General features: G+C 71.3%; 16 protein-coding genes. 11 read left to right on the top strand and 5 right to left on the bottom strand.

The window, feature by feature from the left end:
- Positions 1-2 precede the first annotated feature (2 nt).
- The gene (locus tag FB563_RS22735; protein ID WP_055704061.1) at positions 3-1622 is read right to left on the bottom strand and encodes an MFS transporter; all 1620 of its coding nucleotides are present in this window, start codon (positions 1620-1622) and stop codon (positions 3-5) included.
- Positions 1623-1688: 66 nt separating this feature from the next.
- Here FB563_RS22735 and FB563_RS22730 point away from each other — a divergent pair, with 66 nt between their 5' ends.
- The 3 genes from FB563_RS22730 to FB563_RS22720 all read left to right on the top strand — a co-directional run bounded on the left by FB563_RS22730 (position 1689) and on the right by FB563_RS22720 (position 4537).
- The gene (locus FB563_RS22730) at positions 1689-2324 is read left to right on the top strand and encodes a TetR family transcriptional regulator (RefSeq protein ID WP_055704062.1); all 636 of its coding nucleotides are present in this window, start codon (positions 1689-1691) and stop codon (positions 2322-2324) included.
- Positions 2325-2407: 83 nt separating this feature from the next.
- The gene (locus tag FB563_RS22725; protein WP_055704063.1) at positions 2408-3625 is read left to right on the top strand and encodes an alpha/beta hydrolase; all 1218 of its coding nucleotides are present in this window, start codon (positions 2408-2410) and stop codon (positions 3623-3625) included.
- 66 nt (positions 3626-3691) lie between these two features.
- The gene (locus FB563_RS22720) at positions 3692-4537 is read left to right on the top strand and encodes a DUF4429 domain-containing protein (RefSeq protein ID WP_055704064.1); all 846 of its coding nucleotides are present in this window, start codon (positions 3692-3694) and stop codon (positions 4535-4537) included.
- A 1-nt stretch (position 4538) separates the two neighbouring features.
- On the opposite strand, the gene FB563_RS22715 is transcribed toward FB563_RS22720, so the two are convergent.
- Both FB563_RS22715 and FB563_RS22710 read right to left on the bottom strand, forming a co-directional pair.
- Positions 4539-5555: an aldo/keto reductase gene (locus FB563_RS22715; protein WP_055704065.1), complete on the bottom strand. Its 1017-nt coding sequence runs from the start codon at positions 5553-5555 to the stop codon at positions 4539-4541.
- Entirely contained in the window at positions 5552-6016 is a 465-nt protein-coding gene (locus FB563_RS22710) for a MerR family transcriptional regulator (protein WP_055704066.1), read from the bottom strand. Before FB563_RS22710 ends, FB563_RS22715 begins: the two co-directional genes overlap by 4 nt.
- 96 nt (positions 6017-6112) lie before the next feature.
- On the opposite strand from FB563_RS22710, the gene FB563_RS22705 reads away from it, so the two are divergent.
- Both FB563_RS22705 and FB563_RS22700 read left to right on the top strand, forming a co-directional pair.
- Positions 6113-6589, top strand: coding sequence for a GNAT family N-acetyltransferase (locus FB563_RS22705; RefSeq protein WP_055704067.1), 477 nt, complete (start codon positions 6113-6115; stop codon positions 6587-6589).
- Between the two features lie 19 nt (positions 6590-6608).
- The gene (locus FB563_RS22700; RefSeq protein WP_055704068.1) at positions 6609-7439 is read left to right on the top strand and encodes a serine hydrolase domain-containing protein; all 831 of its coding nucleotides are present in this window, start codon (positions 6609-6611) and stop codon (positions 7437-7439) included.
- A 78-nt stretch (positions 7440-7517) separates the two neighbouring features.
- On the opposite strand, the gene FB563_RS22695 is transcribed toward FB563_RS22700, so the two are convergent.
- The gene (locus FB563_RS22695) at positions 7518-8171 is read right to left on the bottom strand and encodes a pirin family protein (RefSeq protein ID WP_055704091.1); all 654 of its coding nucleotides are present in this window, start codon (positions 8169-8171) and stop codon (positions 7518-7520) included.
- Between the two features lie 73 nt (positions 8172-8244).
- Here FB563_RS22695 and fasR point away from each other — a divergent pair, with 73 nt between their 5' ends.
- The 5 genes from fasR to fabF all read left to right on the top strand — a co-directional run bounded on the left by fasR (position 8245) and on the right by fabF (position 13215).
- The gene (gene fasR / locus FB563_RS22690; protein WP_055704069.1) at positions 8245-9462 is read left to right on the top strand and encodes a fatty acid biosynthesis transcriptional regulator FasR; all 1218 of its coding nucleotides are present in this window, start codon (positions 8245-8247) and stop codon (positions 9460-9462) included.
- 88 nt (positions 9463-9550) lie between these two features.
- Positions 9551-10483 (top strand): ACP S-malonyltransferase, encoded by a 933-nt coding sequence (locus tag FB563_RS22685; protein ID WP_055704070.1) that lies wholly within the window; start codon positions 9551-9553, stop codon positions 10481-10483.
- A gap of 10 nt (positions 10484-10493) precedes the next feature.
- Positions 10494-11525 carry a ketoacyl-ACP synthase III gene (locus FB563_RS22680; RefSeq protein ID WP_055704071.1) on the top strand — a complete coding sequence of 344 codons (1032 nt, stop codon included), beginning with the start codon at positions 10494-10496 and terminating at the stop codon, positions 11523-11525.
- Between the two features lie 82 nt (positions 11526-11607).
- Positions 11608-11856 (top strand): acyl carrier protein, encoded by a 249-nt coding sequence (locus FB563_RS22675; RefSeq protein ID WP_018545314.1) that lies wholly within the window; start codon positions 11608-11610, stop codon positions 11854-11856.
- Between the two features lie 87 nt (positions 11857-11943).
- Positions 11944-13215 carry a beta-ketoacyl-ACP synthase II gene (gene fabF / locus FB563_RS22670; RefSeq protein WP_055704072.1) on the top strand — a complete coding sequence of 424 codons (1272 nt, stop codon included), beginning with the start codon at positions 11944-11946 and terminating at the stop codon, positions 13213-13215.
- Positions 13216-13293: 78 nt separating this feature from the next.
- Here the strand turns inward: fabF and FB563_RS22665 are convergent, their stop codons facing one another.
- On the bottom strand, positions 13294-13788 hold the full coding sequence (locus FB563_RS22665) for a DUF3145 domain-containing protein (RefSeq protein WP_055704073.1): 495 nt from the start codon (positions 13786-13788) through the stop codon (positions 13294-13296).
- A gap of 276 nt (positions 13789-14064) precedes the next feature.
- Here FB563_RS22665 and FB563_RS22660 point away from each other — a divergent pair, with 276 nt between their 5' ends.
- Positions 14065-14958: an SGNH/GDSL hydrolase family protein gene (locus FB563_RS22660; protein ID WP_055704074.1), complete on the top strand. Its 894-nt coding sequence runs from the start codon at positions 14065-14067 to the stop codon at positions 14956-14958.
- The last annotated feature ends 25 nt before the right edge of the window (positions 14959-14983 follow it).

Raw genomic sequence — 14983 nt, 5'->3', positions numbered from 1 at the left:
CCTCAGATGTGGCCCACGCCCGCACCCGCCTCGGCGTTCGCGCCGCGCTTGGTGAGCAGCGCGACGAGGACGGCGACCGCCGCCACGCCCGCCGCGACCAGGGAGGCGAGGCTCATACCGGAGATGAAGGTGTGGTGGGCCACCTCGGTGATCTTCGCGGCGATCTGCTCCGGCACGCCCTTCGGCACCGGGGCGACGCCCACCTGGACCGCCTCCGCCGCCTTGTCGAGCTGACCCGGGGTCAGCTGCGGCAGCCCGGCGCCGGTCCAGTTGCCCGGCAGGTCGCTGTCGACCTTCGAGGCCATCACGGCGCCCAGCACGGCCGTACCGAGGCTGCCGCCGATCTGCATGGCCGCCTGCTGGAGGCCGCCGGCGACCCCGGACAGCTCCATGGGGGCGTTGCCGACGATGACCTCCGTGGCACCGACCATGACCGGGGCGAGGCCGAGGCCGAGCAGCGCGAACCACACCGACATCACGCCGCTGCCGGTGTCGGCCTTGAGGGTCGACATGCCGTACATGGCGATCGCGGTCGCGGCCATGCCGCCGGCCAGCGGGATGCGCGGGCCGAGCTTGGTGATCGCGGCACCGGCGAGCGGCGAGCCGACGATCATCATGCCGGTGAGCGGCAGCAGGTGCAGGCCGGCGTCGATCGGGCTCATGCCGTGGACGTTCTGCAGGTAGAACGTCACGAAGAACAGCCCGCCCATGAACGCTATGGCCATCAGAACCATCAGCACCACGCCCGCCGAGAGCGGGACGGAACGGAACAGCCCCAGCGGGATCAGCGGCTCCTTGACCCTGGTCTCCCACACGGCGAACAGGGCGAAGAGCACCACGGACGCGGCGATGAAGATCCAGGTGCGGCCGTCGCCCCAGCCCCAGGTCGGAGCCTTGATCAGGGCCCAGACCAGGCAGAACATCGCCCCGGAGAGCAGCACGATGCCGAGGACGTCGAAGGAGCGCGGGGCGTTCTGCGCACGGTGGTCGAGGAGGATCAGCACGCCCAGGACCAGGGCCAGCGCGCCGACGGGCACGTTGATGAAGAACACCGACTGCCAGTCGACGTGCTCGACGAGGACGCCGCCGAGGATCGGGCCGCCCGCGGTGGACGCGCCGATCACCATGCCCCAGATACCGATGGCCATGTTGAGCTTCTCGGCCGGGAAGGTGGCCCGCAGCAGGCCGAGCGCGGCCGGCATCAGCAGCGCGCCGAACAGGCCCTGGAAGACGCGGAAGGTGACGACCGCGGCGATGCTGTGCGACAGGCCGATGGCGCCGGAGGCGGCGGCGAAGCCGGTCACGCCGATGAGGAAGGTCTGCCGGTGCCCGAAGCGGTCACCGAGCTTGCCCGCGGTGATCAGGGCGACCGCGAGGGCGAGGAAGTAGCCGTTGGTGATCCACTGGACCTGGGCGAAGGTGGCCCCCAGGTCCTTCTGGATCGCCGGGTTGGCGATCGCCACGATGGTGCCGTCGAGGGCCACCATCATGACGCCCACGGCGACGGTGATCAGAGTGAGCCAGGGATGGCCGCGCAGCCCCGCGGGCGGAGGTGACTCGAGTGGGGCTTGGGGTGCCGCGTCCCCCGGCCCCGTCGCGTCGATGGTGGTCTGACTAGTCATGTGTTCGAGGCTAGTGACAGCCTCTGACAATTGACAAACCATTTCATCCGTCAGTAACTGACACCCATGGAAACACTGCGCGAACGCAAGAAACAGCGCACCCGGGAGGCGCTGCTGCGGGCCGCTCTGGAGCTGTTCACGAGCCAGGGCTACGAGCACACGACCGTCGACGAGATCACCGAGGCCGTCGACGTCTCGCAGCGCACCTTCTTCCGTTACTTCGCCGGCAAGGAGGACGTGGCCTTCGCGGTCCAGGCGATGACGGAGGCGCGCTTCGTGGAGGCCGTTCGCGCGCGTCCGCCGCACGAGGCGCCGCTGGAGGCGCTGCGGCAGGCGGTCCTGGAGGGCTGGGACGGGATCCGGGAGACCGTCGAGTCGGCCGTCCCGGTCGAGCTGTATCTGCGCATGTACCGGACGATCGAGTCGACGCCCGCGCTGCTCGCCGCCCATCTGCGCCGCTCGGCCGCCACGGAGGAGACGATCGCGCGGCTGCTGGCCGAGCGCGAGGGCGTGGACGTGGACGCCGACCCGCGACCCCGGCTGGCCGTGGCCGTGTTCGGCGGAGTGATAAGGGTCACCGAACGGCAGTGGTGCACGGGCGACGACTTCAGCCTCGAGGCGATCCGTCAACTCACCGCGTCCTACCTCGATCAGGTGGGTTCGGCACTCACCGGGAACTGGCGCGCGAGCCAAGATCGTTGACAACCCGTTCGACGTCTGACGAAACGTGATACCTGTCACTCGGTTACCCCGAGACCCTCCCGTTCTCCTAGTGTGTCCTCCCAGTGACTTCCTTCGACACCTCCCCGCAACTGAACGTCTGGCGCGCCCTGCTGGCGCTGGCCGTGGTGTTCGTGATGCTCGCGACCACCGGTTGGACCGCCCTGCACAGCCACCGGGAGTCGACCGCCCTGCAGGCCTCGCTCGCCAAGTGGGAGCACGGCAGCATCCACGGCCTCCACCTGCCGGACCCCCAGGCCGCTCCGGCCCGGCTCAGCCGTTTCTTCGCCTCCCTCTCCCCCGAGGACCAGGACCGTCTCGCCCGCCGCTACGCACTCGCGGTCGGCAACATGAACGGCGCCCCGGTCACCCTGCGCTACCGCGCCAACCACGTCGCGCTGGAGCAGCAGCGCAAGCTCGAGAAGAAGCGCATGCACGACAGCCGGCTCAGCGCGGCCGGGCAGCAGGACGCGGGCCGTCGTATGCACCGCTACGAGTCCCTGCTGACCCCGGGCCGCCAGATCCTGGCCTTCGATCCGGAGGGTTCGGGCCGTATCGCCGAGGTGTTCGGCAACCTGGACAACGCGCAGCGGATCTCGGTCGTCGTCCCCGGCGTCGACACCGATCTGCTCACCTTCCAGCGGACCGACCGCCAGTACACCGCCCCGGTCGGCATGGGCAAGGCGCTGTACGCGGCGGAGCGCGCGCAGAGCCCCGCGACCCGTACGGCCGTGATCGCCTGGGCCGACTACACCGCCCCCGACGGACTCGGCATGGACGCGGCCACCGGACTGCGCGCCGAGGAGGGTGCCGTACGGCTGAACGCGCTGCTGGGCGGCCTGCCCGGCCGCGCCCCGGTGGCGATGGTCTGCCACAGCTACGGCTCCGTGGTCTGCGGGGTGGCCGCGCACGCCATGCCGCGCCGGGTGACCGACATAGCCGTGGCCGCGAGCCCCGGCATGCGGGTCTCCAGCGCCTCCCACCTGGGGACCTCGGCACGGGTGTGGGCCATGCGGGACGCCACCGACTGGATCCAGGACGTGCCGTACCTGGAGCTCGGCGGGCTCGGGCACGGTGCCGATCCGGTGTCCTCGGGGTTCGGTGCGCGCGTGCTGTCGGCCCGGGACGCGCAGGGCCACGCCGGTTACTTCCAGCCGGGCACGGACAGCCTGCGCAACCTCGCCGACGTGGCGGTCGGGGCGTACGACGAGGTGACGTGCGCACGCGAGAACGACCTGTGCCATGCCGGTGTGCCCGGCACTACCACGGCCGGACGCGCGTAGAAACAGCAGGAAGTGCGGTCTGCGCAGGTGGCGACGGAGGAGCACGTGCCGCATACGATGAGCCGCATGGGTGACGTACTGGCGGGTTTTCATGCCGTCTGGGAGTTCGAGTCCGACTCCGTGCTCATCCGTTACGAACGGGGGATTCGGACACCGAAGTTGTTCCAGGCACTCGGTGCGCGGCGCATCCCGCTGTCCGCGGTCGAGGGCCTGACGCTCTCCCCGGGCAGGCGCGGCACCGTCGTGCTGCGGCTGCTGCCGCGCGTCGGCGCCGATCCGCTGATGGAGGCGGCGGCCGGACAGCTGAAGGAGGGCTCCGATCCGTACCGCCTGGTGCTCCCGGCCGAGCGGGAGACACTCGCCGAGTACTACGCCGACGAACTGAAGGGTCTGTTGACCGAGTCCGGGTCCACCGACCGCCATCTGGTGGCGCCGCCCGAGGCACCGCTGTCCTTCAAGGCGTACGACGGGAAGGCGAGCTTCGACGGCACGGCCGTGCAGTTCCGCTGGTCGTGGACCGGCGCGTCCTCGGCGAAGTGGAAGGCCGGCGACCAGAGCTTTCCGGTCACGGAGCTGAGCGGGGTGGAGTGGCGGTCGCCGGAGGTGTTCGAGGGGCATCTGCGGCTGGTCAGGCGCTCGGCCGAGTCGGCCGCCGTGCAGCCCGATCAGGATCCGGCGGCGGTGGTTTTCGGGCTCGGGTACGGCCCGGTGCACGAGTCGCTGCCGTTCGCCGCGGCCGTCCTGGCGGCCGTACGCACTCGGGGGCCGGTACCCGCGGTACCGGCCCCGTCACGGCGCGACCCCGCCGACATCGCCGAACGGATCCGTCATCTCGGGGAGTTGCATCAGGCCGGGCTGGTCACCGATGAGGAGTTCTCCTCCAAGAAGGCGGAGTTGCTGGCCGAGCTCTGACCTACTCCCGGCCCGCGGAGGTGAACGTCATGTCCGCGTAGCGCTCGCCCGCCACCTTGGCCGCGATCGGCTCCAGTCGGGACAGTTCCTCGTCGGTGAGGACGATGGCCGTGGCCGCCACGTTCTCCGCCACCCGGCCCGGCTTGCGGGTGCCCGGGATCGGGACGACCGGGAGGGCGTCGAGCGTGGCGCGCTGCTGGACCCAGGCCAGGGCGATCTGGCCGAGGGTGGCGTCGTGGGCCTCGGCGATCGCGCGGATGGGCTCCAGGAGGGCCGCGTTGGCGGCCGCGTTGGCGCCGGTGAAGCGGGGCTGGTGGCGGCGGAAGTCGTCGGCCGTGAGCTCCTGTTCGGCGTTGGTGAAGGAGCCGGTGAGGAAGCCGCGGCCGAGCGGCGAGTACGGCACCAGGGCCACGCCCAGGTCCCGCGCGGCCGGTACGACCTTCGCCTCGATGTCCCGGCTGAACAGCGACCACTCCGACTGCACGGCGGCGATCGGGTGCACGGCGTGCGCGGCGCGCAGTTCGTCGGCCGTGACCTCGCTCAGCCCGAGGTGCTTGACCTTGCCCTCGCGGACCAGCTCCGCCATCGTGCCGACGGTCTCCTCGATGGGGACCTCCGGATCGCGGCGGTGCATGTAGTAGAGGTCGATCACGTCGACGTCCAGACGCCTCAGGCTCGCCTCCACCGCCTGGCGGATGTACGGCGCGTCGTTGCGGATGATCCGCTTGGTCGGGTCGTCCTCGGGGATCGACAGGGCGAACTTGGTGGCGATGACCACCTCGTCGCGGTGCGCCGTGAAGAAGGGGGAGAGGAAGCGCTCGTTCTCGCCGGCGCCGTAGGCGTCCGCCGTGTCGTACAGCGTCACGCCCAGCTCCAGCGCCCGCTCCAGCGCGGCGCGTGCCTGGCCGGCGTCGGTGGGGCCGTAGGCGAAGCTCATGCCCATGCAGCCGAGGCCCTGTACGCCGACCTCCGGTCCGTCCTCGCCGAGCCGTACCGTCGGAATCCTGGCGTCGGTCATCGCGTGGTCCCCTCCATCGCGTAGAAGCTGATCTTGCGGTCGAGCACGGCGAGCGTGTCCCGCAGTTCGGCGATCCTGTTCAGGACGTCCCTGCGGGTCGACTCCAGCAGTTCCCGGCGTTCCCCGTAGGTGCTCTCGCCCTCCCGGACCAGTTCCGCGTACCGGACCATGTCCGCCACCGGCATGCCGGTCAGCCGCAGCTTGGTCACGAAGTCCAGCCAGTCCAGGTCGCGGTTGCGGTAGCGCCGCTGGCCGGTGTGCGAGCGGTCGACGTGCGGCATCAGGCCGATCCGCTCGTACCAGCGCAGGGTGTGCGCGGTCAGGCCGGTGAACGCGACGACCTCGCTGATCGTGTAGCGGTCCTCGCCGTCGGGGCGTGGATGGCGTCTGGGCGGGGCGGAGCAGATGTCTGCCGGGGTGGTTCGTGCGGTGTCCGCTGGCGTGGTCTGCATCACCGTCATGGCCTCCACGCTATGAGGTTGGAGTGCACTCCAAGCAAGCGGATTCGGCAAGAAATCCCCGGACGCGGGCCGGGGCGCACGGTTAGCGTGCCGCACATGAGTCTCGTACGCCGGGCCGCGCCCGAGGATGCCATGGAAGTGCTGCGTCTGCGCCAGGTGATGATCGACTCTCTGGGCAGCGGGGGAGGCGGCGGGCCGACGGACTGGCATGCCGAGTCGCTGCCGACGCTGCGCGGGCGGCTGGCCGAGCCGGACGGGGACTTCGCCGCCTTCGTCGTGGACCATCCGGACCGGCCGGGGGCGCTGGCCGCGCTGGTGGCCGGAACGCTGGAGTACCGCATCGGGAAGGCCGGCAATCCGCACGGGCGGGTCGGGCACGTCTTCAGCGTCGCGACCGACCCGGACGCCCGGCGGCGCGGGTACGCGCGTGCGTGCATGGAGGAGCTGCTGGCCTGGTTCCGGGAGCGTGGCGCGGGTCAGGTCCTGCTGAACGCCTCCTCGCAGGCCGAGCCGCTGTACGCCTCGCTCGGCTTCACCCGTGACCGGGACCCGTCGATGCGGCTGCTGCTGTGAGCCGCATAGGCTCGTCGGCATGTCGTTGAACAGCCTGACGAGCCTGGCGTCGATCGAGAAGTGGCCCGTACCCACCGCCGCGGCGGGAGTCGTCCGAGCCGACGGGACCGTCCTCGGAACCCACGGCCCCGTCGGGCACCGTTTTCCGCTCGCCTCGGTCACCAAACCGCTGGCCGCGTACGCGGCGCTGGTCGCCTACGAGGAGGGCGCCGTCGAGCTGGACGAGCCGGCCGGGCCGCCCGGCTCGACCGTCCGCCACCTCCTCGCGCACACCTCCGGTCTGGCCTTCGACGAGCACCGGGTGACGGCGCCCCCCGGTGAGCGCCGGCTCTACTCCAATGCCGGGTTCGAGCAGCTCGGGGACCACATCGCGAAGGCCGCGGACATCCCGTTCGCCGAGTATCTGCGGCAGGCGGTGCTGGAGCCGCTGGGCATGACGTCGACGACGCTGGCGGGCTCCCCCGCGAAGGACGGCGTGTCCACGGTGGCCGACCTGCTGCGGTTCGCGGCGGAGGTGCAGGCGCCGCGGTTGCTGGATCCGCGGACGGTCGCGGAGGCGATGAGCGTGCAGTACCCCGGGACGAAGGGGGTGCTGCCCGGGTACGGCCACCAGAACCCGAACGACTGGGGTCTGGGCTTCGAGATCCGCAACTCCAAGTCGCCCCACTGGACGGGGAGTTCCTCGTCACCGCGCACCTTTGGACATTTCGGTCAGTCGGGTACGTTTCTGTGGATCGACCCGGACGCGGGAGTGGCCGGGGTCGCCCTGACGGACCGGGCGTTCGGGCCGTGGGCGATCGAGGCGTGGCCGGTGTTCACCGACGCCGTGCTGGCGGAGCTGCGGGGCTGAGGCCGACCGGGGCGGGGGTCGGGTCGCTCACCGGCGCCGACGGGGTGCCGCCGCACCCGGCAGGCGCACGACGACCCGCTACGCCCCCATCTCCCACAGCAGCACTTCGGCCGACGTGACCGCCACCGCCTCCAGAGCCACCGCTGCGGTGATCCGCGCCGAGTCCCCCGCGCCCAGTCGCTCCTCCCCCAGCCGGATCGCACCCCGCACCACGTGCACGTACACATGCGCCGCGTCCGGCACCGCCGTCCGCTCCCCCGCCTTCAGCCGGCGTATGTGCAGCATCGCCCCCGCCCCCGGCACCGCGTACGGCGTGGAGTCGGCGATGCCCGGGATGATCTCGTACGACGGCTCTCCGCCCGGCTCCCGCGGCGCCAGCCACATCTGGATGAAGGTGAGCGGCGACGGCCCGTCGTTGCGTTCCACGTGCCGGACGCCCGCCGCCGCGCTGAGGTGCTGTACGTCGCCCGGGCGGACCTTGGTCTCGTGGCCGGTGGAGTCGCGGTGGGTCAGCTCGCCCTCGACGACCCAGGTGACGATCTCGGTGTGGCTGTGCGGGTGTTCGTCGAAGCCGGCGCCGGGCGCGAGCCGCTCCTCGTTGCAGGCGATGATCGCGCCGAAGCGGAGGTTGTCGGGGTCGTAGTGGGGGCCGAAGGAGAAGGCGTGACGCGAGTCGATCCCCGCCTCCGGCTCGCCCCCCGGGTAGCGCTCATCGGCGCGCCGTACGTCCATCACGGGCACCACCGTAGACCTCACCTGCGACCCGGCGGCACATGGTCCCGGCCCGATAAGGCAGTCTTGTCCCGTGCCCGAACCCGAAACCCGCAGCAGCGAGCCCCACGCCGACCACCACGTGCCGGCCGTCCATCCGCACGCCGCGACCCTCAGGCGGCTGGAGAAGTCCTCCGGTTCTCTCGCCGCGCAGGCCATCGCACGGATGGACGAGTCCCTGCCGTGGTACCGGGCCATGCCCCCGGAGAACCGTTCCTGGATCGGGCTCGTGGCCCAGGCGGGGATCGCGGCCTTCACCGAGTGGTTCCGGCACCCGGACGCCCCCCAGGCGATCTCGACGGACGTGTTCGGCACCGCGCCGCGCGAGCTGACCCGGGCCATCACGCTGCGGCAGACCGTGGAGATGGTGCGGACCACCATCGAGGTCATGGAGAGCGCGATCGACGAGGTCGCGGCCCCGGGTGACGAGAGCGTGCTGCGGGAGGCGCTGCTCGTGTACGCCCGGGAGATCGCCTTCGCCACCGCGCAGGTCTACGCCCAGGCCGCCGAGGCACGCGGTGCCTGGGACGCCCGGCTGGAGTCGCTGGTCGTCAACGCCGTGCTGAGCGGGGAGGCGGACGAAGGGGCCGTGAGCCGGGCGGCCGCGCTCGGGTGGAACTCTCCGGAGCATGTGTGCGTCGTGCTCGGGACCGCTCCGGACGGGGACAGCGAGCTGACCGTCGAGGCCATCCGGCGGGCCGCCCGGCATGCCAAGCTCCAGGTGCTCACCGGGGTGCTCGGGGACCGGCTCGTCGTCATCGCGGGGGGCAGTCCCCATCCGCTCGCCGTCGCCAAGTCGCTCATCGGGCCCTTCGCCGCCGGGCCGGTCGTCGCGGGGCCGGTCGTACCCGATCTGCTGGCCGCCACGCGGTCCGCGCAGGCCGCCGCCGCGGGCCTGAAGGCCTGCTCGGCCTGGCAGGACGCCCCGCGGCCGGTGCTCGCGGACGATCTGCTGCCGGAGCGCGCGATCGCGGGCGATCCGAGCGCCCGCGAGCAGTTGGTGGAGGAGATCTACAGACCTCTCGAAGAGGCCGGTTCGGCGCTGCTGGAAACCCTGAGTGTCTATCTGGAGCAGGCGAGCAGCCTCGAAGGCGCGGCCCGGATGCTCTTCGTTCACCCGAACACCGTGCGCTACCGGCTCCGACGTGTGACTGACGTCACCGGTTGGTCGCCCTCGGATGTACGATCCGCGTTCACGCTGCGGATCGCGCTCATCCTGGGGCGTCTGGCCGACGGCGAGATCCCGGCATAGGTTTTGTCGGAGGCCCACAAAAGCCCTCCGTGTTCTTCGTCCCTGTCCTCACGGGCGGCTCCGGCCGTCCCCAAGAGAGAGTGTGAGAGTGCTCGTACTCGTCGCTCCCGGCCAGGGCGCCCAGACGCCCGGCTTCCTGACTCCCTGGCTCGAACTGCCCGGCGCCGCCGACCGTGTCGCCGCCTGGTCGGACGCCATCGGACTGGACCTGGCCCATTACGGCACCCAGGCCGACGCCGACGCCATCCGTGACACCGCGGTGGCCCAGCCGCTGCTGGTCGCCGCCGGGATCCTGTCCGCCGCGGCACTCGGTGACATGTCCGGGATCGCGCCGGGCGCGGTCGCCGGTCACAGCGTCGGTGAGATCACCGCCGCCGCCTTCGCGGGTGTGCTGGACGACACCGCCGCGCTGGGCCTGGTCCGCAAGCGGGGTCTGGCGATGGCCGACGCCGCCGCGGTCACCGAGACCGGCATGTCGGCGCTGCTCGGCGGCGACCCCGAGACCTCCGTGGCGCACCTGGAGAAGCTGGGCCTGACCCCGGCGAACATCAACGGCGCGGGCCAGATCGTCGCCGCCGGCACGCTGGAGCAGCTGGCGGCGCTGAGCGAGGACAAGCCCGAGGGCGTCCGCAAGGTCGTCCCGCTGAAGGTCGCCGGCGCCTTCCACACCCATCACATGGCTCCCGCCGTCGAGACGCTGGCCAAGGCCGCCGCGGAGCTGACCCCGGCCGACCCGAAGGTCCGTTACGTCTCCAACAAGGACGGCCGCGCCGTCGCGACCGGCGCCGAGGTGCTGGAGCGGCTGGTCGGCCAGGTCGCCAACCCCGTGCGCTGGGACCTGTGCATGGAGACCTTCAAGGAGCTGGGCGCCACCGCGCTCATCGAGGTGTGCCCGGGCGGCACCCTGACCGGCCTGGCCAAGCGCGCCCTGCCCGGCGTCAAGACGCTGGCCCTGAAGACCCCCGACGACCTCGAGACGGCCCGCGAGCTCATTGCCGAGCACGCCGGCGCCGGCGCCTAAGGAGCCGTACATGGCGAAGATCAAGCCCAGCAAGGGCGCCCCGTATGCGCGCATCCTCGGTGTCGGCGGCTACCGGCCGACGCGGGTGGTGCCCAACGAGGTGATCCTCGAGAAGATCGACTCCTCCGACGAGTGGATCCGCTCTCGCTCCGGCATCGAGACCCGGCACTGGGCCGGTCCCGAGGAGACCGTGGCCGCGATGGCGATCGAGGCCTCCGGCAAGGCGATCGCGGACGCCGGCATCGACGCCGAGCAGATCGGTGCCGTGGTCGTCTCGACGGTCTCGCACTTCAGCCAGACGCCGGCCGTCGCCACCGAGATCGCCGACAAGCTGGGCACGAACAAGGCGGCCGCCTTCGACATCTCGGCCGGCTGCGCGGGCTTCGGCTACGGCCTCACCCTGGCCAAGGGCATGGTGGCGGAAGGTTCCGCCGAGTACGTCCTCGTCATCGGCGTGGAGCGGCTCAGCGACCTGACCGACCTGGAGGACCGGGCCACGGCCTTCCTGTTCGGCGACGGCGCCGGCGCGGTCATCGTCGGTCCCTCGCAGGAGCCGGCCATCGGCCCGACCGTGTGGGGCTCCGAGGGCGACAAGGCCGAGACCATCAAGCAGACCGTTCCCTGGGACCGCTTCCGGCTCGGTGACCTGTCCGAGCTGCCGCTCGACAGCGACGGCAACGTCAAGTTCCCCGCCATCACACAGGAAGGCCAGGCGGTGTTCCGCTGGGCCGTGTTCGAGATGGCGAAGGTCGCCCAGCAGGCGCTGGACGCGGCCGGTATCAGCCCGGAAGAGCTGGACGTCTTCATCCCGCACCAGGCCAACGTGCGGATCATCGACTCGATGGTGAAGACCCTCAAACTGCCGGAGCACGTCACGGTCGCCCGTGACATCCGCACCACCGGCAACACCTCGGCCGCCTCGATCCCGCTCGCGATGGAGCGGCTCCTGGCGACCGGGGAGGCGAAGAGCGGCGACACCGCGCTCGTCATCGGATTCGGGGCGGGTCTCGTCTACGCCGCCACGGTCGTTACCCTCCCCTAGGCACTCCGTGCCGGATCTTGCGGATCGGGCACGGCAGCAATTGCCACAAACCGTCTGGAACATCGAAGAAGGAGCGCCTGACATGGCCGCCACTCAGGAAGAGATCGTCGCCGGTCTCGCCGAGATCGTGAACGAGATCGCCGGGATCCCCACCGAGGACGTCCAGCTGGACAAGTCCTTCACCGACGACCTGGACGTCGACTCGCTGTCCATGGTCGAGGTCGTCGTCGCCGCCGAGGAGCGCTTCGACGTGAAGATCCCGGACGAGGACGTCAAGAACCTCAAGACCGTCGGTGACGCGACCGACTACATCCTCAAGCACCAGGCCTAAAGGCACCCCTTAGGCCTCAAGGCTGCAAGGCCCCGCCACCCGGCGGTGGCGCCGTAGAATCCCGTATCCGTTGGAGAAAGAATTCCCGTGAGCCCGACCAATCGCACCGTGGTCGTCACCGGTATCGGCGCAACCACACCGCTGGGTGGCGACGCAGCCTCGACGTGGGAGGGTCTGATCGCCGGCCGGTCCGGCGTCAAGCCCCTGGAGCAGGACTGGGCGGCCGAGCAGGCCGTCAAGATCGCGGCCCCGGTCGCCGTGGAGCCCACCGAGGTCATCCCGCGGCCGCAGGCCCGCAGGCTGGACCGTTCGGCGCAGTTCGCGCTGATCGCCACTCAGGAGGCCTGGAAGGACGCGGGCTTCACCGGCAAGGCCGGGGAAGACGGCAGCGTCGACCCGGACCGGCTGGGCGCCGTCATCGCCTCCGGCATCGGCGGCGTGACCACGCTGCTCGACCAGTACGACGTGCTCAAGGAGAAGGGCGTCCGCCGCGTCTCCCCGCACACCGTCCCGATGCTGATGCCCAACAGTCCCTCGGCCAACGTGGGCCTGCTCGTGGGCGCCCGCGCGGGCGTGCACACGCCGGTCTCCGCGTGCGCCTCGGGCGCCGAGGCCATCGGCTACGCCATCGAGATGATCCGCACCGGCCGCGCCGACGTCGTCGTCGCCGGCGGTACGGAGGCCGCCATCCACCCGCTGCCGATCGCCGCGTTCGGCAACATGATGGCGATGTCCAAGAACAACGAGAACCCGCAGGGTGCCTCGCGTCCCTACGACGTCGACCGCGACGGCTTCGTCCTCGGCGAGGGCGCCGGCGTGCTCGTCCTGGAGTCCGCCGAGCACGCGGCGAAGCGCGGAGCGCGCGTCTACGCCGAGGCAGTCGGACAGGGCATCTCCGCCGACAGCCACGACATCGTGCAGCCGGAGCCCGAGGGCCGCGGCATCTCGCACGCGCTGCAGAACCTGCTGGACAACACCGACCTGAACCCGGCCGAGATCGTGCACGTCAACGCGCACGCCACGTCGACGCCGGCCGGTGACATCGCCGAGCTGAAGGCGCTGCGCAAGGTGTTCGGCGACGACGCCGACCACATGGCGGTGTCCGCGACCAAGTCGATGACCGGGCACCTGCTCGGTGGCGCGGGCGGCGTGGAGTCCGTCGCGACCGTGCTCGCGCTGTACAACCGGGTGGCGCCGCCGACGATCAACGTCGAGAACATCGACCCCGAGGCGGAGGCCAACGCGGACGTCGTCCGCGGGGAGGCCCGCAAGCTTCCGGCCGAGGGCCGGATCGCCGCGCTGAACGACTCGTTCGGCTTCGGCGGCCACAACGTGGTGCTGGCGTTCCGCACCGTCTGAGAACGTGAGGAAGGGCCCCTGCCGGTCGGCAGGGGCCCTTCCTCGTGCCCGGATGCGTAGGACGCGGGGGGCGGGAACTCACACCACCTGGTGCAGCCAGCGGACCGGGGCGCCCTCGCCCGCGTACCTGAAGGGCTCCAACTCGTCGTCCCAGGGCTTGCCGAGGAGCTTGGCGATCTCGGCCTCCAGCTCGGTCTCCCCCCGCTGGGACCGGGTCAGCGCCGCCCGCAGGCGGTCCTCAGGGATGAGGATGTCGCCGTGGATGCCGGTGACGGCGTGGAAGATACCGAGGTCGGGGGTGCAGCTGTAACGCTCGCCCTCGGCGGTGGCGCAGGGCTCGGCGGTGACCTCGAAGCGGAGCAGGTGCCAGCCGCGCAGGGCCGAGGCCAGCTTGGAGGCCGTGCCCGCCTCGCCCTGCCAGGAGAACTCCGAGCGCCAGGTGCCGGGGGCCGCGGGCTGCCGGATCCAGTCGAGGTTGACGCGCGTGCCGAGCACCCCGGCGACGGCCCACTCGACGTGCGGGCACAGCGCGCGCGGCGCGGAGTGCACGTACAGAACTCCACGTGTCGTCACCGGAACCTCCGGGCAGAGCGGGACATCTTGCGGACCTGGCTGGCGGCAGTGGCACGACGGCCGCGTTGATGGCGAGGCTACCCTGCGACGGTGCAAGGAGTGTGACGTACCGTCGGTCCCGGTGCCAGGAAACCCCCGCCATTCACCCAGGGGGACGCTTGTACGGGGGTGCTCCGTTCCAGGGTGCCCGGTCGGGAACCCTCGTACGTTCTTATGGGAGGGAGCACATACGCACACCCGGTGGCACCGGGTTCGACGACGAGGGGATCAGCAGGGATGCGGAAGCCGAGCCGCCGTGCGCGAGCCGCCCTCAGCCTCATGGCGGCCGTCGTGCTGGGCGTCGCCGGGTGCGACGCCGGGGGCAGGAGCGCGCCCGCGCCGGAGGGCACCAAGGCGCGCGCGGCCGGACCGGCGCCGGTGTGGAACCGCAGCCCCGGCTCGATCGCCGCGGTCGGCGACTCCATCACCCGCGGCTTCGACGCGTGCACGGTGCTCTCGGACTGCCCCGAGGTGTCCTGGGCGACCGGCAGCGACGCGCAGGTGGACAGCCTGGCGGTGCGGCTGCTCGGGGCCGCGGGCGCGGCGGAGCACAGCTGGAACTACGCGGTGACCGGCGCCCGGGTGGCGGACCTGCCCGGGCAGATGGAGCGGGCGGCGGCGCGCGAGCCGGAGTTGGTGACGGTGATGGTGGGCGCGAACGACGCCTGCCGGTCCTCGGCCCGGGCGATGACCTCGGTGGCCGCCTTCCGCGCGGACTTCCAGGAGGCGCTGCGCACCCTGCGCGAGGCGTCGCCGAAGACCCAGGTCTACGTGGCGAGCGTGCCGAACCTGAAGCGGCTGTGGTCCGAGGGGCGGGCCAGTCCGCTGGGCAAGGAGGTGTGGAAGCTCGGCATCTGCCCCTCGATGCTGTCCGCCGCGGACGATCTGACCAGCGCGGCCATGCTCCGCCGGGACCGGGTGCAGCAGCGGGTGGTGGAGTACAACAAGGTGCTGAAGGAGGTCTGCGCCAAGGACAGCCGCTGCCGCTTCGACAACAACGCGGTCTACGACTACCGCTTCGGCACCGACCAGCTCAGCCACTGGGACTGGTTCCACCCCAGCAGGGACGGTCAGGCGCGGCTCGCGGCGATCGCGTACCGGACGATCACCGCGGCCAATCCGGTTGCCTAGGACACTCATCGCCTACTGTTTTCAC

The sequence above is a fragment of the Streptomyces puniciscabiei genome, assembly GCF_006715785.1.
Classification (GTDB): domain Bacteria; phylum Actinomycetota; class Actinomycetes; order Streptomycetales; family Streptomycetaceae; genus Streptomyces; species Streptomyces puniciscabiei.
This window is presented reverse-complemented; position numbering and strand designations above follow the sequence as displayed.